The following is a 22,757-nucleotide window of genomic DNA, read 5'->3' as shown; positions in this document are numbered from 1 at the left end:
GCCCTACGCCGTGGCCGCCTTCAGTGGCCGGGAGGGGTCCGTCAGGGCCTCGGCGTCCATCAGGGTGCCCGCCTCGATCAGCCGGCGCCCCTGGGCCAGGTCCCGGGGGCGGCCCACGGCCAGCAGGGCGGCCAGGCGGCCCTCGCGCAGCCAGCAGACCGTCCAGGCGGGCCCGGCCGGGTCGCCGCGCCACAGGGTGGTGTCGGCGGACTGGTGGTGGCCGACGTACTGGACGAAGCGGCCGAACTGCTCCGACCAGAAGTACGGGACGGGGTCGTAGACCGCCGGGGACTCCCCGATGATGTTGGCGGCGACCGTACGGGGTCCCTGGAGGGCGTTGTCCCAGTGGTGGACCAGAAGACGTCGGCCGTACCTTCCCGAGGGGAAGGAGGCGCAGTCGCCGACCGCGTAGACGTCCGCCTGGGAGGTGCGCAGATGGTCGTCGGCGACGACCTCGCGGTGCTCGCCCAGGGTGATCCCCGAGCCCGTGAGCCAGGCCGTGGCCGGGCGGGCCCCGATGCCGACGACGACGGCGCCTGCGGGCAGCCGCGAGCCGTCGTCGAGCACCACCGCGCCGGGCTCGACGCGTGCCACGCGCGCGTGGGTGCGCAGCGAGGCGCCGCTGTCGGCGTACCAGGCGGCCATCGGCGCGGCCACCTCGGCGGGCAGGGCGCCCGCGAGCGGCCGGTCGGCGGCCTCCACGACGGTGACGGAGCAGCCGGCCTCGCGGGCGGCGGTGGCGAACTCGGCGCCGATCCAGCCCGCCCCGACGACCACGATGTCATGCTGACGTGCGAGGACCGGCCGCAGCCGCTCGGCGTCGTCGAGGGTCCGCAGCAGATGCACCCCGGGTACGCCCTCGGTGCCCGGCAGCCGGATCGGTTCGGCGCCGGTCGCGAGGACCAGGACGTCGTACGGGACGGGCCCCTCGGCGGTGTCCAGTTCATGTTCGGCGCCTCGGACGCCCAGCACCTCGCACCCGAGCAGCAGTTCGATACCGAGGGCCTCGAAGTCGACGTCGAAGGCGGAGTCCTCCGCCTTGCCCAGCAGTACGGCCTTGGACAGGGGCGGCCGGTCGTACGGCTGATGGGGCTCGGCACCCAGCAGCGTGACGGTGCCCGTGAACCCCTGCTCCCGCAGGGCGACCGCGGTCTGCACCCCGGCCATGCCCGCGCCCACGACGACCACGCGCCGCGCCCGCAGCCCGCCCGGTGTGTCCTGTGCCTGCGTCTGCTCGCTCACCCGATCACCATAGACAACTGACAAATTGTCAGTCAGTGGGCGCGGTCAGTGACCTACTCCACAACCACGCGCTCGACCTGTTCCACCACGCTCGTCCCACTGCCCGGCTGCGACTCCCACTCCCAGGTCTCCGCCAACCGCAGCCGCCCGTCGGGCAGTTCGGTCACCTCGGACACACAGTGGCCCGAGGACGTCGTCCCGTCGCGCTTCAGCTGCACGTACCGGAAGTCGAGCCGGTCACCTTCCCGTGTACCCACGAGATGGCCGCGTACGACATCGCCGCCCGCGTACTCGGCCCAGATCTCGCCGTTTCGCTCGTGGTAGGTGAACCGGGTGCGCGTCCCCACCTGACCTGGGGCCTGGTCCGTGACAGGGGCGAGGACGAGGCCGTCGAGCGAGCGGGGCATGGGGACGGGCTCCCTTACATGGGCGTCGCACTGCGGGCTAGGGTGACCAGCGTAAGCACTCGCGGGAGCCCGGACGCACCGGGCTGAGAGGGAGGCTGGGCGGCCTCCGACCGTACGAACCTGATCCGGGTCATGCCGGCGAAGGGAGGGGCTGGACGCCCATGTCGCGTACACACACCTCGGACGTCGTGGTCGTCGGCGGCGGGATCATCGGGCTGGTGACGGCCTGGCGGGCCGCGCAGCGCGGGCTCGCCACGACCGTCGTGGATCCCGTGCCGGGCGGCGGGGCCGCGCAGGTGGCGGCCGGGATGCTGGCCGCCGTCACCGAACTGCACCACGGGGAGCAGACCCTGCTGGGGCTGAACCTGGAGTCGGCCCGCCGCTATCCGGACTTCGTCGCCGAGCTCACCGAGCTGACCGGTCATGACCTCGGCTACCGCCGCTGCGGCACCCTCGCCGTCGCGCTCGACGCCGACGACCGCGCCGAGCTGCGCGAACTGCACGCCCTGCAACAGCGCTCCGGCCTGCAGTCGGAGTGGCTGTCCGGGCGCGAATGCCGGCGCCTGGAGCCGATGCTCGCGCCGGGCGTGCGCGGGGGGCTGCGGGTGGACGGCGACCACCAGATCGATCCGCGACGGCTGGCCGGGGCGCTGGTGGCCGCGTGCGAGCGCGCCGGGGTCGTGCTGCGCCGGACCTGGGCCGAACGGCTCGAGGTACGGCGGGGGCGGGCCGTGGGGGTCACGGACTCGGACGGCGACGAACTGGCCGCCGGGTCGGTCGTGCTGGCCGGGGGCAGCCTCAGCGGACGGCTCGCGGGAGTCCCGGAGGCTGTGCTGCCACCCGTACGGCCCGTGAAGGGGCAAGTGTTGCGGGTGACCGTGCCGCAGCGGTACGCGCCCTTCCTGAGCCGGACCGTGCGGGCCGTGGTGCGCGGCAGCCAGGTCTATCTGGTGCCGCGCGAGAACGGTGAGCTGGTCGTCGGGGCGACCAGCGAGGAGCTGGGCTGGGACACCACCGTCACGGCGGGCGGTGTCTACGAGCTGCTGCGCGACGCCCACGAACTCGTCCCCGGGATCACCGAGTTGCCGCTGACGGAGACCCGCGCGGGACTGCGCCCCGGCTCCCCCGACAACGCGCCGCTGCTGGGCCCGACCGCGCTGGACGGGCTTCTGGTGGCCACCGGGCACTACCGCAACGGCGTGCTGCTGACGCCGGTCACCGGAGACGCGATGGCCGCCGCCCTGGCCACCGGTGAACTGCCGGACGAGGCCCGCGCCTTCACCCCTCGACGGTTCGACGCCGTCCACGCCGTACGCATGGAGCAGTTCGCATGAGCCATTCCCTGAACATCCTGGTCAACGGCCGGCAGCAAGAGGTGTCCGCCGGTACCGCGCTCGACGCGCTGGTGAAGACCCTCACCCCGGCGCCTTCCGGTGTGGCCGCCGCGCTCAACGAAACCGTCGTCCCACGCGCGCGTTGGTCCTCGACCCCCCTCGCCGAGGGAGACCGCGTCGAGGTCCTCACCGCCGTCCAGGGAGGCTGAACCATGGCCGACGATCCCTTTGTCCTCGGTGGTACGGCCTTCGCGTCCCGGCTGATCATGGGTACGGGGGGCGCGCCCAGCCTCGAGGTGCTGGAACGGGCCCTGGTGGCCTCGGGCACGGAACTGACGACCGTCGCGATGCGGCGCGTCGATCCCTCGGTGCACGGGTCGGTGCTGTCGGTGCTGGAACGGCTCGGCATCCAGGTGCTGCCCAACACGGCGGGATGCTTCACCGCCGGCGAGGCCGTGCTGACGGCCCGGCTGGCCCGGGAGGCGCTCGGTACGGACATGGTGAAACTGGAGGTCATCGCCGACGAGCGGACGCTGCTGCCGGATCCCATCGAACTGCTGGACGCGGCGGAGGTGCTGGTGGACGACGGGTTCACGGTGCTGCCGTACACGAACGACGATCCGGTGCTGGCACGCAAGCTGGAGGACGTCGGGTGCGCCGCGATCATGCCGCTCGGGTCGCCGATCGGGTCGGGGCTGGGGATCCGCAACCCGCACAACTTCCAGCTGATCGTGGAGCACGCGCGTGTGCCGGTGATTCTGGACGCGGGGGCGGGGACGGCGTCGGACGTGGCGCTGGCGATGGAGCTGGGGTGTGCGGGGGTGATGCTGGCGTCGGCGGTCACCCGGGCTCAGGAACCCGTGCTGATGGCTGCCGCCATGCGGAGCGGGGTGGAGGCGGGGCGGTTGGCCTACCGGGCGGGGCGGATTCCGCGGCGTCACTTCGCCGAGGCGTCGTCTCCTGCGGAGGGGCTGGCCGTGCTGGATCCGGAGCGGCCCAATTTTTGATCTCCCACCCGCGCACCGCCCGTTTCCAGCCCGCTGGCAAGGGGAGCTCTCCGGTGGGGGCTTCCCACCGTCGGCGGCTCTCCGTCTCGGTTCGCGTCACAGGTCGGCTTCAGTCCTGCTGCTTTCCCGAGTGAGATCGCGGCCCTGTCAGTGACGGCTCGTACACTCGCCTGCGTGGACACGACCCTTCAGGACCCTCTCGTCGGGCAGGTGCTCGACGGTCGCTATCGCGTGGACGCGCGGATCGCGGTCGGCGGGATGGCCACGGTCTACCGGGCCGTGGACACCCGCCTCGACCGCGTGCTCGCCCTCAAGGTGATGCACCCCTCGCTCGCCGCCGACGTGTCCTTCGTCGAGCGGTTCATCCGCGAGGCGAAGTCCGTGGCCCGGCTCGCGCACCCCAACGTCGTGCAGGTCTTCGACCAGGGCACCGACGGGTCGTACGTCTATCTCGCCATGGAGTACGTCGCCGGCTGCACCCTGCGTGACGTGCTCCGTGAACGCGGCGCGCTCCAGCCGAGGGCCGCGCTCGACATCCTGGAGCCCGTGCTCGCCGCGCTCGGCGCCGCCCACCGGGCCGGATTCGTGCACCGCGACATGAAGCCCGAGAACGTGCTCATAGGGGACGACGGCCGGGTCAAGGTCGCCGACTTCGGGCTCGTGCGGGCCGTGGACACGGTCACCAACACGACCGGTGCCGTCCTCGGCACCGTCTCCTACCTCGCACCCGAGCAGATCGAGACCGGCACCACCGACCCACGGGTCGATGTGTACGCCTGCGGAATCGTCCTCTACGAGATGCTGACCGGCGACCAGCCGCACTACGGCGACTCCCCCGCGCTGGTGCTCTACAAGCACCTGCACGAGGACGTGCCGCCGCCCTCGTCCCTCGTCCCCGGGCTGGCCCTCGAGCTGGACGCGCTGGTCGCCTCGGCGACCGCGCGCAACGCCGACATCCGCCCGTACGACGCCGTGGCGCTGCTCGCGCTGGTGCTGGAGACGCGCAGCGCGCTCGGCGCCGAACAACTGGACGCCGTACCGCCGCAGGCCGTCGCCTCGGCGCACGACAACGCTGAGGACCTGACGAGCGTCATCCCGCGCGCGCTGGCCGTGCCGCGGCCCCTGCCCGTCAACGAGATCGAACCCCCGGTCGACGAGGGACGGTTGCACCGGACGAGCCGGCTGGGAACGGTCGGCGCTCCCCCGGCGCCCGCCCCGCCCTCCCGGCGCTCCCCGCGGGCGCGGAGCAGGCGTGGGCCGCTCGCCGTCCTCGCCGCCGTACTGCTCGTCCTCGGGGTGGGGGCGGGCGTCTGGTACATCAACTCCGGGCAGTTCACCCAGGTCCCCGGGGTGCTGTCGATGACGCAGGCGCAGGCCGAGGCCCGGTTGAAGCAGGCCGGGCTCGAGGTCGGCACGATCGACGAGGCCTACAGCGACACAGTGAGACGCGGCACCGTCATCAGCACTGATCCCGGGGTCAGCGAGCGCATCCGGGACAACGACAGCGTGTCGCTCACCATCTCCAAGGGGCCGGAGACCGTGCCGGTGCCCCAGCTCGAGGGTTACCGCCTGGACAAGGCCAGAGCGGTGCTGAAGCGCGAGGGTCTGGAGCCGGGGATGGTCACCCGGGAGTTCAGCGAGGAGGTGCCCCGGGGTTCGGTGATCAGTACCAGTCCGGAGCCGGGCACCGAGCGGCGCGCGGGTTCCGCGGTCGCCCTCGTCGTCAGCAAGGGCAGCCCGGTGGAGGTCTCCGACGTCACCGGCGCCGAGCTCGCCGAAGCGAAGTCCGTACTGGAGCAGGCGGGGCTGAAGGTCAAGGTCGCCGAGCGGACCGTCACCTCGGACGAATTCGCCAAGGGACAGGTCGCCGCCCAGTCGCCGGAGGCCGGCAGCGAGGCCGAACAGGGCGACACGGTCACCCTGACGGTCTCCAAGGGCCCCGAGATGATCGAGGTCCCGGATGTCGTGGGCGACAGTGTCGGCGACGCCAGGGAGGCCCTGGAGGGCGCCGGGTTCACGGTCGACGAGGACCGGGGACTGCTCGGGCTCTTCGGCGACACGGTGAAGAAGCAGTCCGTGGACGGCGGCGACACCGCGCCCAAGGGTTCGAAGATCACCATCACGATCCGCTGACCCGGCGGACAGCGGTGGCAGGTCATCGGTATCCGCCGACGGGACGCGGAGCGCCGCGTGACACCCTTCGAGGGTGACCAGCAAGCAGCTCCGCAACCCCGTCGGCGGCCATGTTCCCGTGGCCGGCGGACTCCACTCCGTCGGCCTGTCCTACGCCCGTGACCTCCTCGCCGAGACCGTGCAGGTCTTCGTCGCCAACCCGCGCGGCTGGGCGACGCCCGTGGGCAGTCCCCGGCAGGACGAGGAGTTCCGCGCGGCCTGCGCCGAGAGCTCGATCCCGGCATACGTCCATGCCCCGTACCTGATCAACTTCGGCTCGCACACCGAGGCGACCGTCGAGCGGTCCGTGGAGTCGCTGCGGCACTCGCTGCGGCGCGGGCGCGAGATCGGCGCGCTGGGCGTGGTGGTGCACACCGGGAGCGCGACCGGCGGGCGGGAGCGGTCCGTGGCCCTCAAGCAGGTACGGGAGCATCTGCTGCCGCTGCTCGACGAGCTCGCCCATGACGACGACCCGTTTCTGCTCCTCGAGTCGACCGCCGGGCAGGGCTCCTCCCTCTGTTCGCGCACCTGGGACTTCGGGCCGTACTTCGAGGCGCTCGACGCCCACCCGAAGCTCGGCGTCTGTCTCGACACCTGCCACATCTTCGCGGCCGGGCACGATCTGACCGGCCCGAGCGGGATGCACCAGACCCTCGATCTGCTGGTCGACACGGTCGGCGAGGGCCGGCTGAAGCTGATCCACGCCAACGACTCCAAGGACGTGGTCGGCGCGCACAAGGACCGCCACGAGAACATCGGCGCGGGCCATATCGGCGAGGACCCGTTCCGCGCGCTGATGACCCACCCGGCGACCGAGGGCGTACCGCTGATCATCGAGACGCCCGGCGGCAAGGAGGGACACGCGGCGGACGTGGAACGCCTGAAGAAGCTTCGGGACGGGTAGAGAAAGAGACAGAACGAGAATACCCCTGGGGGGTATATTGGCGGCAAGTGCAGGAAACCGTGACCACGTGACACCCGGGGGTTACTCATGGAGCACGAGACACCCGAACACGCACACCAGCACCAGCACACACCGGCCGCCACCTGGGCCACCGCCGTCCAGGCCACCCTTCACTGCCTCACCGGCTGCGCCATCGGCGAGGTGCTCGGCATGGTCATCGGTACGGCGCTCGGCTGGGGAAACCTGCCCACCACCGTGCTGGCGATCGTCCTGGCGTTCTTCTTCGGCTACTCGCTCACACTGCGCGGGGTCCTGCGCGCCGGCGTCGGACTCCGTAGAGCCGTCCAGGTGGCGCTGGCCGCCGACACCCTGTCGATCGCCGTGATGGAACTGGTCGACAACGGCGTGATCACGCTGTGGCCGGGCGCGATGGACGCCCAGCTGGACGATCTGCTCTTCTGGGGCGCGCTGGCGATCTCGCTGGCCATCGCCTTCGTCGTCACCACGCCCGTCAACAAGTGGACGATCGGCCGGGGCAAGGGTCATGCGGTGGTGCACCGGTACCACCACTGACCTCGGCCGCACAGGACCTCAGGATTCATGACCTCAGAGCTCGGGGCCGTCGCCGGGCTCCTCCTGGTAGGAGTAGCGCTGTTCGCGCCATGGGTCGCCGACGTTGTGGTAGCCGCGTTCCTCCCAGAAGCCGCGGCGGTCGGCGGTCATGTACTCCACCCCGCGCACCCACTTGGGGCCCTTCCAGGCGTACAGATGCGGCACCACCAGCCGGACCGGGAAGCCGTGTTCCGCGGTGAGGAGTTCGCCGTCCTTGTGGGTGGCGAAGATCGTGCCGTCCGACGCGAAATCGGCCAGTCGGAGATTCGAACTGAAACCGTATTCCGCCCAGACCATGACGTGGGTGACCTCCGGCGCGGGCGGCGCGGCCGCCAGGATCGTCCGCGCCGGAATTCCGCCCCACTCGGCGCCGAGCATGCTGAACTTCGTGACGCAGTGCAGGTCGGCCACGACGGAGGTGTACGGGAGGGCCGTGAACTCCTCGTGGTTCCAGCAGCGTTTCTCGCTGTCGGCGGTGGCGCCGAAAACCCTGAACTCCCAGCGTTCGGGGCGGAATTTGGGCACCGGCCCGTAATGGGTGACCGGCCAGCCGCGCTGCACTCGCTGCCCCGGCGGCAATTCGGGCTGCGCCGCACCTCCTGAATCGCGCTGTCCCGATTCACCTTCCACCGGCTGCCCCATGACTCCATCCTGACAGACCACGAAGAGTACGCATGACCAGGCCCGACCGAATTCCATCAAGTCCGGATAACTTGGACTAAGCATGCCCTTACTTACTAAGTGCGCACTTACTGGACGATCTTCGGCGGCGGTGAAATCATTCGGCGGCAACCTCCCCAGTCCCCCGCTTGGAAGGAGCCTCTGCGATGCAGGGCGACCCCGAGGTCATCGAATTCCTCAACGAGCAGCTGACCGCCGAACTCACGGCGATCAACCAGTACTTCCTGCACGCGAAGATGCAGGAGAACTTCGGCTGGACAAAGCTCGCGAAGTACACGCGGCACGAGTCGATCGACGAGATGAAGCACGCGGAGATCCTCACCGACCGGATTCTTTTCCTGGACGGCCTGCCGAACTACCAGCGGCTCTTCCATGTGCGGGTGGGGCAGACCCTGACGGAGATGTTCCAGGCGGACCGGCAGGTCGAGGTCGAGGCGATCGACCGCCTCAGGCGCGGTATCGAGGTCATGCGCGCCAAGGGCGACATCACGTCCGCGAACATCTTCGAGTCGATCCTCGCGGACGAGGAGCACCACATCGACTATCTGGACACCCAGCTGGAACTGGTGGAGAAGCTCGGCGAGGCCCTCTACATCGCGCAGCTCATCGAGCAGCCGGAGAGCTGAGAGCCGGCCCACCCGGGCCGACGGCCTCCAGGACTCAGGCGGCTTCGTCCAGCTGTTCGGCCAGGACCTGTCGGCTGCCCTCGTCCGCGAGCCCACGGGTGGGATACGCGCCCCTGCCCAGCAGCGCCTGGATGCGCCGTACGCACGAGCCGCAGTCGGTGCCCGCCTTGCAGGCCGACGCGATCTGGCGGGGGGTGCAGGCGCCGTCCGCCGCATGCTTCTTCACCTGCGCCTCGGTCACTCCGAAGCAGTTGCAGACGTACACGCGGGTCACCTCCCGTACGGGATCGCAGGGTCACACCCTCCCGAAGATCGGTGAGGTTAACCTAACCTTACCCGGCTGGCCGGTGCCCGAAAAGTGCTGTGGGGCGCGGATCGTATGTGATCCGCGCCCCACCGCCGTCTGCTGTAACAGGCAGTCCGCCTACTGGTCCCTGTACATCTCCGCGACGAGGAAAGCCAGGTCGAGCGACTGGCTGCGGTTGAGGCGGGGGTCGCAGGCCGTCTCGTAGCGGTGGTGCAGGTCGTCGACGAAGATCTCGTCGCCGCCGCCCACGCACTCGGTGACGTCGTCGCCCGTGAGCTCCACATGGATACCGCCGGGGTGCGTACCCAGCCCCTTGTGGACCTCGAAGAAGCCCTTCACCTCGTCGAGCACGTCGTCGAAGCGGCGGGTCTTGTGACCGGAGGCCGCCTCGAAGGTGTTGCCGTGCATCGGGTCGGTCACCCAGGCCACCGTCGCACCCGACGCCGTGACCTTCTCGACCAGCTCGGGCAGCTTGTCGCGGACCTTGTCGGCGCCCATGCGGACGATGAAGGTCAGCCGGCCGGGCTCGCGGTCCGGGTCGAGACGCTCGATGTACTGCAGCGCCTCCTCGGCCGTCGTCGTCGGGCCGAGCTTGATGCCGATCGGGTTGCGGACCTGGGAGGCGAACTCGATGTGCGCGCCGTCCAGCTGCCGAGTGCGCTCGCCGATCCACACCATGTGCCCCGAGACGTCGTACAGCCGTCCGGTGCGGGAGTCGACGCGGGTCAGCGCCGACTCGTAGTCCAGCAGCAGCGCCTCGTGCGAGGAGTAGAACTCGACCGTCTGGAACTCGGCCGGGTCCGTGCCGCAGGCACGCATGAAGTTCAGCGCGTTGTCGATCTCGCGGGCCAGCTGCTCGTACCGCTGCCCGGACGGGGACGACTTCACGAAGTCCTGGTTCCAGGCGTGCACCTGGCGCAGATCGGCGTACCCGCCGGTGGTGAAGGCGCGGACCAGGTTGAGCGTGGACGCGGACGCGTTGTACATCCGCTTCAGGCGCTCGGGGTCCGGGATCCGGGACTTCTCGTCGAAATCGAAGCCGTTGACCGAGTCACCGCGGTACGTCGGCAGGGTCACGCCGTCGCGGGTCTCGGTGCCCTTGGAGCGGGGCTTCGAGTACTGGCCGGCGATCCGGCCAACCTTCACGACCGGCACGGAGGCCGCGTACGTGAGGACGGCACCCATCTGGAGGAGGGTCTTGAGCTTGGCGCGGATGTGCTCGGCGCCGACGGCGTCGAAGGACTCGGCGCAGTCGCCGCCCTGGAGGAGGAACGCCTCTCCCTTGGCGACGGCCGCCATCCGGGCGCGCAGCTGATCGCACTCGCCCGCGAAGACGAGCGGGGGATACGACTCGAGCTCCGCAACGACTGCGCGCAGAGCCTCGGTGTCGGGGTACTCGGGCTGCTGCGCCGCGGGCAGGTCTCGCCAGGTGTTGCCAGCGCTCGCGCTGGTCTTAGCGTTCACGGTCACGACCCCAACATTACGGGGTCGTGTCGGGCGTCCATCCGCGTGCTCATCAAGTGAGACAGGGTTCGCTCGTTCGGGTCCGGTGAGCGGAATGGCCGGTCCGCGCGCCGGTTCACGATCCGCGCGCGGCCCGTGGTGTATGGTCCGTCGCATGTTCGCGCACTCGACCCAGAACCAGAACTGGTGGTGGCCCGCTCACTCGGCGGCCCACTGACTGCGCGTACGCAAGACTTCGCGAAGGCCGCCCGAGGGGCGGCCTTCGGTGTTTCAGCGGACTTCCGCGAATCTCCGCGCCGGCCGTTCCTCCCGATCACTGATCCCGTCATCGATCGATGGAAGAGGAACGAACAACGATGCGACTCGACCGGCTCCTGCACGACAACCGCCCGTTCGCCCTGCTCCACCGCCGCACACCCGGCCACGATCACGCGGTGGTCGAACTGCTGCTCGGCCCGGTGAGCACGTACGACCGGCTCGCCGACATCCCCGACCAGGGGCTCGCCCTCATCCCGTTCCGCCAGATCCGCGAGCGCGGTTTCGACGTCCGCGACGACGGCACCCCGCTCTCGGTGCTCACGCCCGAGGAGACGTACGAACTCCCGCTCGAGGAGGCGCTCGACCAGCTTCCCGCGCACGAGGTGCGGGTGGAGGGCGGTGGCTTCGATGTCGGGGACGAGGAGTACGCGGACATCGTCGGGCGGGTGCTGCGGGAGGAGATCGGGCGGGGCGAAGGAGCCAACTTCGTCATCCGGCGGACGTACGGGGGTGAGATCCCGGGGTTCGGACGCGCCGATGCCCTCGCGCTGTTCCGGCGGCTGCTGGAGGGCGAGCGGGGCGCGTACTGGACGTTCGTGGTCCACACCGGGGAGCGGACGCTGGTCGGGGCCAGCCCCGAGGTGCACGTCCGGATGTCCGGCGGGACCGTGGTCATGAACCCGATCAGCGGGACGTACCGCTATCCGGCCGAGGGGCCGACCCCCGAGCATCTGCTCTCCTTCCTCGCCGACGGCAAGGAGATCGAGGAGCTGTCGATGGTCGTCGACGAGGAGCTCAAGATGATGTGCACCGTCGGCGACATGGGCGGGGTCGTGGTCGGTCCTCGGCTGAAGGAGATGGCCCATCTCGCGCACACCGAGTACGAGTTGCGCGGCCGGTCCTCGCTGGATGTGCGGGAGGTGCTGAAGGAGACCATGTTCGCGGCGACCGTCACCGGCTCGCCCGTGCAGAACGCCTGCCGGGTGATCGAACGGCACGAGGTCGGCGGGCGGGGCTACTACGCGGGCGCGCTGGCGCTGCTGGGGCGGGATGCGGGAGGGGCGCAGACCCTCGACTCGCCGATCCTCATCCGGACCGCCGACATCGCGGCGGACGGGCGGCTCAAGGTGCCGGTCGGTGCCACGCTGGTCCGGGGCTCTGACCCGGCGGGTGAGGTCGCCGAGACCCACGCCAAGGCTGCCGGGGTGCTGGCGGCGCTGGGTGTCGTACCGGGAAGGCCCCGGGAGGTGGGCGTACGGCCGCGGCTCATGGACGATCCACGCGTGCGGGCCGCGTTGGACGGGCGGCGCGGCTCGCTGGCGCCGTTCTGGCTGCGGATGCAGGAGCGGACCGAGGAGCTGGCCGGGAACGCGCTGGTCGTCGACGCGGAGGACACCTTCACGGCGATGCTCGCGCACGTCCTGCGCTCGTCGGGCCTCGAGGTGACCGTACGGCGCTACGACGAACCGGGGCTTCGGGAGGCCGTCGTACGGCACGAGGGGCCGCTGGTGCTGGGGCCCGGTCCCGGTGATCCGGGCGATGTGGCCGACCCGAAGATGCGGTTCCTGCGCGAGCTGACCGCCGAGGTGCTGCAGGACCACCGGCACGGCGTCCTCGGTGTCTGCCTCGGGCACGAGCTGATCGCGGTGGAGCTGGGGCTGGGGATCGTACGCAAGGAGGTGCCGTACCAGGGAGCACAGACGGAGATCGAACTGTTCGGGCGGACGGAGACCGTCGGCTTCTACAACAGCTTCGTGGCGCACTGCGACGACGAGTCGGCGGCGGAGCTGGCGACTCATGGGGTCGAGGTCAGCAGGAGTGAGGGTGGAGAGGTGCATGCGGTTCGGGGGCCCGGGTTCGCAGGCGTTCAGTTCCACCCGGAGTCGGTGCTGACGCTGGACGGGGCGAGTGTCGTACGGGAGTTGGTGGCGGGGGTGCAGTCCCTGCGGGCGCGGTAGTTCCTTCGTCTGCGGGCCCGGTGGGGGCTTGTCGCGCAGTTCCCAGCGCCCCTGAAAAGCAGGGGCGCTGGGAACTGCGCGAGCAACCACACCCCACCGTCAGCCGAAGAACACCCCGACCTCCTCGTACAGCTTCGGGTCGACCGTCTTCAGTTTCGCCGTGGCCTCCGCGATCGGGACGCGGACGATGTCCGTGCCCCGCAGGGCGACCATCTTGCCGAAGTCCCCGTCGCGGACGGCCTCGATGGCGTGCAGGCCGAAGCGGGTGGCGAGCCAGCGGTCGAAGGCGCTGGGGGTGCCGCCACGCTGGACATGGCCGAGCACCGTGGTGCGCGCCTCCTTGCCGGTGCGCTTCTCGATCTCCTTGGCCAGCCATTCGCCGACGCCGGACAGCCGGACATGGCCGAAGGAGTCGAGGGACTGGTCTTTCAGCACCATGTCGCCGTCCTTGGGCATCGCGCCCTCCGCGACGACCACGATGGGGGCGTACGAGGCACTGAAGCGCGAGGTCACCCAGGCGCACACCTGCTCGGTGTCGAAGCGCTGTTCGGGGATGAGAATGACGTTGGCGCCGCCGGCGAGCCCGGAATGGATGGCGATCCAGCCGGCGTGGCGGCCCATCACCTCGCAGACCAGGACGCGCATGTGCGACTCGGCGGTGGTGTGCAGTCGGTCGATCGCCTCCGTCGCGATACCGACCGCGGTGTCGAAGCCGAAGGTGTAGTCGGTGGCGGACAGGTCGTTGTCGATCGTCTTCGGTACGCCGACGACCGGAATCCCGTACTCGTCGGTCAGCCGGGCCGCGACTCCCAGGGTGTCCTCGCCGCCGATCGCGATGAGCGCGTCGACCTGCTGCGCGGTGAGGTTCTCCCGGATGCGGGCGACGCCGTTCTCCTGTTTGAGCGGGTTGGTCCGCGAGGAGCCGAGGATGGTGCCGCCGCGCGGGAGGATGCCGCGCACGGCGGGGATGTCGAGGCGTACGGTGACGCCCTCCAGCGGACCTCGCCAGCCGTCCCGGAAGCCGACGAACTCGTACCCGTACTCCTGTACGCCCTTGCGGACGATGGCCCGGATGACGGCGTTGAGCCCGGGGCAGTCGCCGCCTCCGGTCAGTACTCCGACGCGCATGGAAATGTCCCTTCGCCGCGGGTTCCTGACGAAGGATCAGTGTGACGTGCGCCTCACTCTGCGTCGAGGCTCCGTACCGCTCTCACTCGTCGTCCAGGCCGCGCTGGATCGCGTAGCGCACCAGTTCCACCCTGTTGTGCAGTTGCAGCTTGCCCAGGGTGTTCTGGACGTGGTTCTGGACCGTGCGGTGGGAGATGACCAGGCGGTCGGCGATCTGCTTGTAGCTGAGGCCCTTGGCCACCAGCCGCAGTACCTCCGTCTCGCGGTCGGTGAGCTGCGGGGCCTTGGGTTCGTCGTCGCCCGCCGCCGGTGCCGGCTCGGAGGCGAGGCGGCGGTACTCGCCGAGGACCAGACCGGCCAGGCCCGGGGTGAACACCGGGTCGCCGACCGCCGTACGGCGTACCGCGTCGATCAGCTCCTCCGTCGAGGCCGACTTCAGCAGGTAGCCGGTCGCACCCGACTTCACCGCCTCCAGGACGTCGGCGTGCTCGCCGCTCGCCGAGAGGACCAGGACGCGGAGCCCGGGGTTGGACCCGACGACCTCCTTGCAGACCTGGACACCTGGTTTCGCGGGCAGGTTGAGGTCGAGCACGAGGACGTCGGGGGTGACGGCCCGGGCGCGGCGTACGGCCTGCTCGCCGTCACCCGCCGTGGCGACCACGTCGAACCCGGACTGGGCGAGGTCGCGGGCGACCGCGTCCCGCCACATGGGGTGGTCGTCGACGACCATGACCCGGAGAGGGCTCTGCCGGTCATCTCCGCTTGCGGTCCCGCTCATGGGCTTCTCGTCCTTGTTCTCGTTCGCGGTGTCCGTCATCGCCGCTCCGCCTTCCCCCGTGCCGCTCTGGTGTCCTTCGGTACCGTCAGTTCGACCTCCGTGCCCTGCCCCGGCACCGAGATCAGCTGGGCGTCGCCGCCGAGATCGCGCAGTCGGCCGCGGATCGACTGGGCCACGCCGAGCCGCCCCTCGCCCTCGGCCTGCGCGAGCCGTCCTTCCGGGATGCCCGGCCCGTCGTCGCGCACGGTCACCACGACGGAGTCCGGCTCGTCCTCGATGAGGATCCAGGCCCGCGCCCCCTCCCCCGCGTGCTTGCGTACGTTGTCCAGGGCGGCGCCGACCGCGGCGGCCAGCTCCTTCGCGGCGGCCCGCGCGAGCGGCACGGGCGCGCCGGGCTCGGAGAGCGTGACCGTCGAGGTGGCGTACGGGACGAGCAGGGTGCGCAGGTCCACCGGGTCGGGCGAGTCAGGCGCCGACTCCCCCGCCGGGTCCGCGGCGGCCCCGGACGCCGATGCCCGTGACTCCGGTACGAGGCCGCCGGAGACCAGGGCGCGCAGGGCGACCTCCTGTTCGCCGGCCATCCGGCCCAGTTCCCCCGCCTCGCCGCCGAGCACGGCGCCGCGCCGCTGCACCATCGCGAGTACCTGGAGGACGCTGTCGTGGATGTCCCGGGCGAGCCGCTCCCGTTCGCGGGTCGCGGCCTCGATCTCCAGGGCGCGGGCGAGGGTGCGCTCGGAGGCGCGGGCGACCTCGACGACGTACCCGATGGCGATGGAGGCGACCCACACCAGGACCACGTTGTGGACGGTGTCGCGGGCCGGGGTACCGCGCTCCACCAGGTTCACGACGGCGACCAGGGTCGAGGCGAAGGCCGCCCAGCGCCAGCCGCCCTTGATCGCGAAGGCCAGCACCGATCCGGCCGTCCAAATCGACGGCAGCGTGGGACCGCCCGAGGCGATCCTCTCGTGCGTTTCGGCGACGAGCGTGAGGAGTATCCCGGCGAGCGCGATGGTGAGGTCGGCGGCGAGGAAGCGCTTCGTGCAGTTGGCCGCGTTCGCCACCTTGGGCAGGGTCGCGAAGTTCCAGACGAACAGCACCGAGAAGTAGGCGACGGCCACCCAGGGCCGCGCGAACTCCTCGTAGGAGTTGGCGAACAGCCCGATCGCGTACAGCATCGTCAGGATGCGGTACCCGGTCAGCGCGCGCCACAGCGGCTGCTCGACCGACATCCGCACGATCTTCGGAGCACCGGTCTGTCTGCGCCCGGCCTTCTCACGTACGGCCTTCTCACGTACGGCCATGTCCCCCGCCCTCCGACGGACCCGCCCCGAATCCGCCCCCTGGTACCGCTGCCCGGTACCGCTACTTGGTGCTCGACCGTGCCTTCTCCAGCGCCTTCTGCGCCTGCTTCTCGGCCTGCTTCTCCGCCTTCGCCTCTTCGGCGATCCGGCGCTTGGCTGCCGAGGCGTAGATGTCGACGTACTCCTGGCCGGAGAGCTTCATGATTTCGTACATGACCTCGTCGGTCACGGCCCGGAGCACGAAACGGTCGTGTTCCATGCCGTGGTAGCGGCTGAAGTCGAGCGGCTCGCCGATCCGGATGCCCGGGCGCATCAGCTTGGGCATCACCTTGCCCGGCGGCTGGATCTTCTCCGTGTCGATCATCGCGACCGGGATGACCGGCGCCCCGGTGGCGAGCGCCACGCGCGCGAGGCCACCGGGTTTGCCCCGGTAGAGGCGGCCGTCGGGCGAGCGCGTGCCCTCCGGATAGATGCCGAACAGCTCACCGCGCTCCAGGACTTCGACCCCGCTTCTGATCGCGGCCTCGCCCGCACCGCGAGCCCCGGAGCGGTCGACCGGCAGCTGGCCGACGCCCTTGAAGAAGGCGGCGGTCATCCGGCCCTTGAGGCCGGGCGTCGTGAAGTACTCCGCCTTCGCGATGAAGGTGACCTTGCGGTCGAGGACCGCGGGCAGGAAGAAGGAGTCGGAGAAGGACAGGTGGTTGCTCGCCAGGATCGCCGGACCCTCGGCGGGAACGTTCTCCAGGCCTTCCACCCAGGGCCTGAAGGCGACCTTCAGCGGTACCCCGACGGAAACCTTCATCGCGCCGTACAACAACCGAGTGCCTCCCGAGTCTGTAGATCAGACCTTATCCCGCGGCACCGGCAAAGAACCCGACGGCCCTGGTCGGTGTCAGTGCGGTCGCGTACGGTGAAGTACGCCTCGAAGCCTCGTGGCTTCCATGCGTGATCACCCACCCCAGTAACCCACCCCATGAACAGGAGACCGATGGTGCCGGTCCTTCCTGGAGCCGAGCCGTACCGCCATGAGGGCGGGGAGGTCGGAGTCCTCCTCTGTCACGGTTTCACCGGTTCCCCGCAGTCGTTGCGCCCTTGGGCGGAGTACCTCGCCGAGCGCGGACTGACCGTTTCGCTGCCGCTGCTGCCCGGGCACGGCACGCGCTGGGAGGACATGCAGCTCACCGGCTGGCAGGACTGGTACGCGGAGGTGGACCGGGAGCTGCGCGCCCTGCTCGAGCGCTGCACCCGGGTGTTCGTCTTCGGCCTGTCGATGGGCGGCGCGCTGACCCTGCGGCTCGCCGCGCGGTACGGCGACCGGATCAGCGGCATCGTGGTCGTCAACCCGGCGAACAAGGTGCACGGTCTTGCCGCGTACGCCCTTCCGGTGGTGCGTCATCTCGTGCCCTCGGTGCCCGGCATCGTGAGCGACATCAAGAAGGAGGGCGTCGCCGAGGTCGGCTACCCCAGGGTTCCGCTGCACGCGGCGCACTCGATGCGGACGTTCTACCGTCTGGTCGACGGCGAGCTGCCGCAGGTCACCCAGCCGATGCTGCTGCTGCGCAGCCGGGCGGACCATGTGGTGCCGCCGGCCGACTCGGCCCGGGTGCTGAGCCGGGTGTCGTCCACGGACGTCACGGAGATCGTGCTGGAACAGAGTTACCACGTCGCGACGTTGGACAATGATGCGGACCGGATCTTCGAGGAGAGCCACGCGTTCGTCCTCCGGCTCGCACCCGCGGCCGGTGAGGGGGCCGAGGAGTCGAAGGACTCCCAGGACCCGGTCGGACTGGATGCCGGTGACGCGCAGGTACCGCACCAGAGCCGGCGGTCAGACCAGGTGGGGCAGCAGGAAGGGACGGCCACGGGTGGCTGAGCACGACTCCGACCGCGAGCCGGAGGAGAAGGGGGTGCCCTTCGACGAGGCGGCCGCGTGGGCCGCGATCGTGGAGGCGTACGGCGACGAGCCGCCGGACCCGCCCGGCGCGAAACCGTTCAAGTCCGTCGAGGATCTGGCCCTGCTCGAACCGGAACCGAACGACGACACCGACGAATCCATGGACCCCGACCCCAAGGGCAACGCCGACAAGGTGGCCAAGGGCGACGGGCAGCCCGCGAAGCCGCTGGGCAGCTCCGTCGCCTTCGCCCCGGGAGTCGGCGGCCCGCGCGACTACAGCATGCCGGAGGGGTCGGAGGACGACTTCGACGATGACGACGAGGGCCACTTCGTCCCCCCGGAGCCGCCTCCGCTGCCCGCTTCCGACACGACCGCCCGGTTCGCCTGGCTGGGCGTGCTCGGCGGTCCGGTCCTGCTTCTGCTGGCCGTGCTGCTGGGCTGGGACATGACCTGGTGGCTGACGACCCTGGGCATCGGCGGGTTCCTCGGCGGGTTCGCGACGCTGGTGATGCGGATGAAGGGCGACGAGGACGACGAGCAGGACCCGGGGCGGGGGGCCGTGGTCTGACGGCCACCCCGTGATCACGCGATCGCTGTGATCGCTCCGAGCACTGTCACGCAGTCGGCACTCTGAGGGCGGCCAGGACCGGAAGGTGGTCCGTGGCCGCCCTCAGGTCTGTCTCCGTCACACCGGGCAGACCCACCGGCACCCCGCACCCGAGGACCTCGATGCCCGGCGTGGCCAGGATCGCGTCGATCCGCTGATGGGGGTCGGTGGGCGTCGAGGTGTACTCCGTGCCCCAGGGAGCGGTGGTCCAGCAGTCCTGGAGGCCCGTGGCCAGTCGCCGGAAGCTGCGGCCGTCCGGGCGTTCGTTGAGGTCACCGCCCGCGACCGCGTGCGGTACGTCCAGCGCGGCGAGCCGGTCGAGGAGCAGCCCCGACTGCTCGTACCGCTCCTCCCTGTGCAGGCTCAGATGGCAGCTCAGTACGCCGAGCCGGGCCTCCCCGAAGCGGACGACCGCTGTCGCGAAGCCTCGGCGGTGCTGTCCGGGAGTGAGGGGGAGGAGGACGTCCTCGGTGCGTTCGACCGTCGCGCGCAGGGAGCACAGGAGGGCGGGGCCGGCAGCGGTGGCGCCGCCGGAGAGGAGTACCTGGCCGGAGGCGGCCGCGAGGCGGGCGAGTTTCTTGCGCCAGCGGAAGAAGCGGGGGGCTTCCTGGATGAGGACCAGGTCGGGGGTGCAGGCGGTGATGACTCGGGCGAGGGCGGTGTTGTCGTCGCGCATCGAGCGGATGTTGTAGCTGAGGACTCGGATGACGGCGGAACCGTCGGGGTTCGTGCGGGGTTCTGGTAGCGGGGGGTTCGTCGCCATGTTGGTCAAGATACGTAGGTGAGGTAAGGGGGGTGGTGGTAACCCGCCGTGGGGGTGCGGTTGTTGGTTGGCCGGCGGCCGGTGGGGGCTTTCGCGCAGTTCCCCGCGCCCCTAGGGGGGTGCGGTTGGTGGTTGGCCAGCCGCCGGTGGGGGCTTTCGCACAGTTCCCCGCGCCCCTAGGGGGGTGCGGTTGGTGGTTGGCCAGCCGCCGGTGGGGGCTTGTCGCGCAGTTCCCCGCGCCCCTGGGTAAGACTGCTCGCCGCCCTCTTGTCAGGGGACGGCGAGCAGGTACATGTGTGCGGGTGTTCTACATGATCGGGTCGGGTTCTCTTGCCAGGTCTGCTGCGCCTACCATGCCTGCCTTGTTGCCCAGTTGGGCGGCGATGACGTCGGCGACCGGGCGCCAGTTGCCGCCCACCAGCCAGCGCTTGTAGGACTTGCGGATGGGGTCGAGGACCAGTTCGCCCTCGTCCGAGAGGCCGCCGCCGACGATGAAGGCGGACGGGTCGAAGAGCGAGGCCAGGTCCGCGAGGCCCGCGCCGGCCCAGCGGGCCAGTTCGCGGTAGGAGTCGACGGCGACCGGGTCGCCCTGTCGTGCGGCCATCGAGATGTGCTTGCCCTCGATGCCCTCGGGGGTGCCGTCGCCCAGCGAGAGAAGCAGCTCCGCGTTCTCGGGGGTCGCGTTGGCGCGCTGCTTGGCGTACCGGACGAGGGCGCGTCCCGACGCGTACTGCTCCCAGCAGCCCTGGCTGCCGCAGCCGCACAGCAGCCCGTCCGGGACCACCCGGATGTGGCCGAACTCGGCGGCCACGCCGAAGTGGCCGCGGCGCAGCTTGTTGCCGATGATGATGCCGCCGCCGAGGCCGGTGCCGAGGGTGATGCAGATGACGTTGCGGTGGCCCTTGCCGGCACCGAACTTGTACTCGCCCCACGCCGCCGCGTTCGCGTCGTTCTCGACGACGACCGGCAGGCCCACGCGGGCCTCGACCTTGTCCTTCAGCGGCTCCTCGCGCCAGTCGATGTTGGGCGCGAAGTAGACCGTGGAACGCTGACGGTTCACGTATCCGGCCGCGCCGATGCCGACGCCGACGATCTCGTGCCCGGCCCGCGCGCCCTCGACGGCGGCGGCGATGGCGTCCACGATGCCCTCGGGCGTGCCCGGGGTCGGCACCTTGTGGGTCGAGAGGATGTTGCCTTCCTCGTCGACCACGCCGGCCGCGATCTTGGTGCCGCCGATGTCGACGCCGATGGTGAGTCCCATGAATCCCTCAGTTTCGGTCGAGCCCCGCTACGGACAACGGTACCCGAGGCCCTGTCGCCGGGTTCTCGTCGTCCGCACGGTGGGCAGACCCGGCGGGGCCCGAAATGAGGGGGCTGTCAGTGATCGAGGGAGCTGTCAGTCCAGGTCGATGCGCTCGCCGGAGCCGGAGCCGGTGCCCTCGTCCCGGTCGTGGCCCCGGTCCTCGCCGCGCGACTTCTCACGATGGGTCTCCCGGCTCGTCCAGCGGCGTTCCTGGGACTCGACGGCCGAGCGGTAGGCGGCGAACAGTTCGTTGCCCGCGGCTGCCAGGTGGTCGAAGACGTCCGGATTGCGTTCGATCACCGGCTCGACGGCGGCCTTCGCCTGCTGGACGACCTGCCGCACCACCTGCTGGGCGGTGCCCTGGGCGACCGCGCCCAGCAGAGGTGACTGGAGGGACGACAGCTTGTCCGAGACGGCGTCGACGAGCTTGCGCAGTTCCTCGGCGGCCGAGCCGGGGGGCGGCCCGTACTGCGTCCGGCGACGCGCCTTCTCGGCCTCGAGGTCCTCGGCGCAGGCCTTCGCCCACGCGTCGGAGTCGGTGGCGGGCGTCTCGAACGGTGCCTCGCCGGCGGCCTCCCCCCGAGCGGCGTCGGACGTGGGGCGCTCTTCGCTCATGGCGGGCTCCTGACTACGGTTCGTCTCTACGACGGTACCCGAATGGACGTACGCGGTTCATCGTGTCTGCGGCCACAGACCGGGGTCCGGTGTGAATCGGATCCTCAGCTCGCCGTCGCGCAGGGCGGCGCCGGCCACCGTGCAGCGGCGCAGCGCCGAGGGCAGCGGGACGATACGGCGGAACGGGCCGACGGTGAGGACGAGTTCGTCGCCGCGCCGGACGAGGTCGAGCTCGTCGCGTATCGCGCCGGGCAGCGGGATGTGCCAGACGAGCACACCGTCGTCGGCCAGGTGGTCGGTGACGGGCCACTCGATGGGGGCGGGGGTCCGGTTGACAGCGGGTGCGCGCAGGGCGGCCAGGTCGTCGGTGCCGCGCGGGTCGTGGCCGAGGTGCGGGACCTGGTGGACGGCGTACGCCCCGGGGGCCTGGGCCGACTCGGCCCATGCGTCGATCGTCTTGCGCTGCTGGGCGGTGACGGAGGCGAGCCAGGGGTCGGTCGAGGGCTCCGGCAGGACACGGTTGGCGAGCAGCACGTCGGCGCGCAGGCCGCGCAGGGCGAGTCCGGTGGTCGCGGCGCGTACGGCGTCGGTGCCGGCCGGGCCGGGTTCGGCGACCAGTCGTACGACGGTGTCCTGGTCCTCGACGACCGCGGTGACGGCGGCCAGTTCCACGTCCCAGCGGGCGGCGGCGTCGTACAGCCACTCCGAGGGCATCGGGACGCCGGCGAGGCGGCCGAGTACGGGACGCAGGGCGCGGGCGGCCTGGCGCTCGGCCGGGAGGAGCCGGCGCAGATAGCGGCGCAGTTCGTCGGGGAGGGAGAGAAGGGCGAGGGCCTGCGGGGTGGGCGGCAGGTCGACGACGAGGAGTTCGTACGCCTCCGAGAGCGCGGCGTCGCGCAGGGCGCGCAGCAGGGCGAGTTCCTCGGCGCCGGGGATCGGGGTGACCTCCTCGGGGTCGAGCCGGGAGGCGCCCAGGAAGTCGAGCACGTTCGCGGCGCGGTCCTGGAAGGCGGTGAGGTCGGCGCGGAAGCGGGTCACGGCGTCGGGGCGCCAGGCCGTGAGGTGGGGGGTGCCCGGGACGGGGACGGGGGTGGGGCCGGTGGGGGTGCCCAGGGCGGCGCCGAGGGTGTCGGTGCGGTCGGTGCTGAGGACGAGGGTGGGGGTGCCGTCGCGCGCCGCGGTCAGGGCGGTGGCCGCGGCGAGGGTGGTGCGGCCCGAGCCGCCGGGGCCGGTTACGAGGATGGTGCGCATGGGGGTGAACGGTATCTCGCCCCCGCCGCCCCTACCCGTCCCGTCCCTGGGGGCCTGCGGCCCCCAGACCCCCGCTTTCGGCCTGAACGGCCTCGTCCTCAAACGCCGGACGGGCTGGTATGTCAGCCCGTCCGGCGTTTGAAAA

General features: G+C 70.9%; 23 protein-coding genes and 1 riboswitch. Of the genes, 10 read left to right on the top strand and 13 right to left on the bottom strand.

Annotated features, from left to right (window positions below):
* Positions 1 to 3: 3 nt before the first annotated feature.
* Positions 4 to 1,242: an FAD-dependent oxidoreductase gene (locus tag PV396_RS00230; RefSeq protein ID WP_319199497.1), complete on the bottom strand. Its 1,239-nt coding sequence runs from the start codon at positions 1,240 to 1,242 to the stop codon at positions 4 to 6.
* 53 nt (positions 1,243 to 1,295) lie between these two features.
* Positions 1,296 to 1,649, bottom strand: a complete 354-nt coding sequence (locus PV396_RS00225; protein WP_319199496.1) for a hypothetical protein — start codon at positions 1,647 to 1,649, stop codon at positions 1,296 to 1,298.
* Positions 1,650 to 1,700: 51 nt separating this feature from the next.
* Positions 1,701 to 1,813: riboswitch (TPP riboswitch) on the top strand.
* Here PV396_RS00225 and thiO point away from each other — a divergent pair.
* The 6 genes from thiO (at position 1,811) to PV396_RS00195 (ending at position 7,639) form a co-directional block, all read left to right on the top strand.
* Complete coding sequence (thiO, locus tag PV396_RS00220) at positions 1,811 to 2,983, top strand: glycine oxidase ThiO (RefSeq protein ID WP_319199495.1); 1,173 nt, start codon at positions 1,811 to 1,813, stop codon at positions 2,981 to 2,983. It overlaps the preceding riboswitch by 3 nt.
* 8 nt (positions 2,984 to 2,991) lie before the next feature.
* A complete protein-coding gene (thiS, locus tag PV396_RS00215; RefSeq protein ID WP_319200578.1) occupies positions 2,992 to 3,192 on the top strand; it encodes a sulfur carrier protein ThiS in 201 nt (66 codons plus the stop codon).
* A gap of 3 nt (positions 3,193 to 3,195) precedes the next feature.
* Positions 3,196 to 3,990 carry a thiazole synthase gene (locus tag PV396_RS00210; protein ID WP_319199494.1) on the top strand — a complete coding sequence of 265 codons (795 nt, stop codon included), beginning with the start codon at positions 3,196 to 3,198 and terminating at the stop codon, positions 3,988 to 3,990.
* A 174-nt stretch (positions 3,991 to 4,164) separates the two neighbouring features.
* Positions 4,165 to 6,123: a Stk1 family PASTA domain-containing Ser/Thr kinase gene (gene pknB, locus PV396_RS00205; RefSeq protein WP_319199493.1), complete on the top strand. Its 1,959-nt coding sequence runs from the start codon at positions 4,165 to 4,167 to the stop codon at positions 6,121 to 6,123.
* A gap of 73 nt (positions 6,124 to 6,196) precedes the next feature.
* Positions 6,197 to 7,066 (top strand): deoxyribonuclease IV, encoded by an 870-nt coding sequence (locus PV396_RS00200; RefSeq protein WP_319199492.1) that lies wholly within the window; start codon positions 6,197 to 6,199, stop codon positions 7,064 to 7,066.
* Between the two features lie 87 nt (positions 7,067 to 7,153).
* On the top strand, positions 7,154 to 7,639 hold the full coding sequence (locus PV396_RS00195; protein ID WP_319199491.1) for a DUF4396 domain-containing protein: 486 nt from the start codon (positions 7,154 to 7,156) through the stop codon (positions 7,637 to 7,639).
* Positions 7,640 to 7,672: 33 nt separating this feature from the next.
* Here the strand turns inward: PV396_RS00195 and PV396_RS00190 are convergent, their stop codons facing one another.
* Positions 7,673 to 8,320: a sulfite oxidase-like oxidoreductase gene (locus tag PV396_RS00190; RefSeq protein WP_319199490.1), complete on the bottom strand. Its 648-nt coding sequence runs from the start codon at positions 8,318 to 8,320 to the stop codon at positions 7,673 to 7,675.
* Between the two features lie 185 nt (positions 8,321 to 8,505).
* Here PV396_RS00190 and bfr point away from each other — a divergent pair, with 185 nt between their 5' ends.
* Entirely contained in the window at positions 8,506 to 8,985 is a 480-nt protein-coding gene (gene bfr, locus PV396_RS00185) for a bacterioferritin (RefSeq protein ID WP_319199489.1), read from the top strand.
* Between the two features lie 34 nt (positions 8,986 to 9,019).
* On the opposite strand, the gene PV396_RS00180 is transcribed toward bfr, so the two are convergent.
* Positions 9,020 to 9,250, bottom strand: a complete 231-nt coding sequence (locus tag PV396_RS00180; RefSeq protein WP_319200576.1) for a bacterioferritin-associated ferredoxin — start codon at positions 9,248 to 9,250, stop codon at positions 9,020 to 9,022.
* A 159-nt stretch (positions 9,251 to 9,409) separates the two neighbouring features.
* The gene (locus tag PV396_RS00175; RefSeq protein ID WP_319199488.1) at positions 9,410 to 10,762 is read right to left on the bottom strand and encodes a class II 3-deoxy-7-phosphoheptulonate synthase; all 1,353 of its coding nucleotides are present in this window, start codon (positions 10,760 to 10,762) and stop codon (positions 9,410 to 9,412) included.
* 350 nt (positions 10,763 to 11,112) lie between these two features.
* On the opposite strand from PV396_RS00175, the gene PV396_RS00170 reads away from it, so the two are divergent.
* Positions 11,113 to 12,972, top strand: a complete 1,860-nt coding sequence (locus PV396_RS00170) for an anthranilate synthase family protein (protein WP_319199487.1) — start codon at positions 11,113 to 11,115, stop codon at positions 12,970 to 12,972.
* Between the two features lie 99 nt (positions 12,973 to 13,071).
* Here the strand turns inward: PV396_RS00170 and PV396_RS00165 are convergent, their stop codons facing one another.
* The 4 genes from PV396_RS00165 to PV396_RS00150 all read right to left on the bottom strand — a co-directional run bounded on the left by PV396_RS00165 (position 13,072) and on the right by PV396_RS00150 (position 16,981).
* Positions 13,072 to 14,100: a 6-phosphofructokinase gene (locus PV396_RS00165; RefSeq protein WP_319199486.1), complete on the bottom strand. Its 1,029-nt coding sequence runs from the start codon at positions 14,098 to 14,100 to the stop codon at positions 13,072 to 13,074.
* A gap of 82 nt (positions 14,101 to 14,182) precedes the next feature.
* Positions 14,183 to 14,878 carry a response regulator transcription factor gene (locus PV396_RS00160; RefSeq protein ID WP_319200574.1) on the bottom strand — a complete coding sequence of 232 codons (696 nt, stop codon included), beginning with the start codon at positions 14,876 to 14,878 and terminating at the stop codon, positions 14,183 to 14,185.
* A gap of 35 nt (positions 14,879 to 14,913) precedes the next feature.
* On the bottom strand, positions 14,914 to 16,179 hold the full coding sequence (macS, locus tag PV396_RS00155; RefSeq protein ID WP_319199485.1) for a MacS family sensor histidine kinase: 1,266 nt from the start codon (positions 16,177 to 16,179) through the stop codon (positions 14,914 to 14,916).
* 61 nt (positions 16,180 to 16,240) lie between these two features.
* Positions 16,241 to 16,981, bottom strand: coding sequence for a lysophospholipid acyltransferase family protein (locus PV396_RS00150; protein ID WP_319199484.1), 741 nt, complete (start codon positions 16,979 to 16,981; stop codon positions 16,241 to 16,243).
* Between the two features lie 189 nt (positions 16,982 to 17,170).
* Here PV396_RS00150 and PV396_RS00145 point away from each other — a divergent pair, with 189 nt between their 5' ends.
* Both PV396_RS00145 and PV396_RS00140 read left to right on the top strand, forming a co-directional pair.
* Entirely contained in the window at positions 17,171 to 18,052 is an 882-nt protein-coding gene (locus tag PV396_RS00145; protein WP_319200572.1) for an alpha/beta hydrolase, read from the top strand.
* Positions 18,045 to 18,641: a hypothetical protein gene (locus tag PV396_RS00140; protein WP_319199483.1), complete on the top strand. Its 597-nt coding sequence runs from the start codon at positions 18,045 to 18,047 to the stop codon at positions 18,639 to 18,641. The genes PV396_RS00145 and PV396_RS00140 overlap by 8 nt, the downstream gene beginning before the upstream one ends.
* Positions 18,642 to 18,687: 46 nt before the next feature.
* Here PV396_RS00140 and PV396_RS00135 read toward each other — a convergent pair whose 3' ends face one another.
* From PV396_RS00135 to PV396_RS00120, 4 genes are all read right to left on the bottom strand, one after another.
* On the bottom strand, positions 18,688 to 19,443 hold the full coding sequence (locus PV396_RS00135; protein ID WP_319199482.1) for an endonuclease/exonuclease/phosphatase family protein: 756 nt from the start codon (positions 19,441 to 19,443) through the stop codon (positions 18,688 to 18,690).
* Between the two features lie 307 nt (positions 19,444 to 19,750).
* The gene (locus PV396_RS00130) at positions 19,751 to 20,704 is read right to left on the bottom strand and encodes an ROK family glucokinase (protein ID WP_319199481.1); all 954 of its coding nucleotides are present in this window, start codon (positions 20,702 to 20,704) and stop codon (positions 19,751 to 19,753) included.
* Positions 20,705 to 20,839: 135 nt separating this feature from the next.
* Positions 20,840 to 21,361 carry a DUF5304 domain-containing protein gene (locus PV396_RS00125; protein ID WP_319199480.1) on the bottom strand — a complete coding sequence of 174 codons (522 nt, stop codon included), beginning with the start codon at positions 21,359 to 21,361 and terminating at the stop codon, positions 20,840 to 20,842.
* Between the two features lie 57 nt (positions 21,362 to 21,418).
* Positions 21,419 to 22,612 (bottom strand): ArsA family ATPase, encoded by a 1,194-nt coding sequence (locus PV396_RS00120; RefSeq protein ID WP_319199479.1) that lies wholly within the window; start codon positions 22,610 to 22,612, stop codon positions 21,419 to 21,421.
* Between the last annotated feature and the right edge of the window lie 145 nt (positions 22,613 to 22,757).

Source organism: Streptomyces sp. ME02-8801-2C (genome assembly GCF_033793965.1).
Taxonomy (GTDB): Bacteria; Actinomycetota; Actinomycetes; order Streptomycetales; family Streptomycetaceae; genus Streptomyces.
This window is presented reverse-complemented; position numbering and strand designations above follow the sequence as displayed.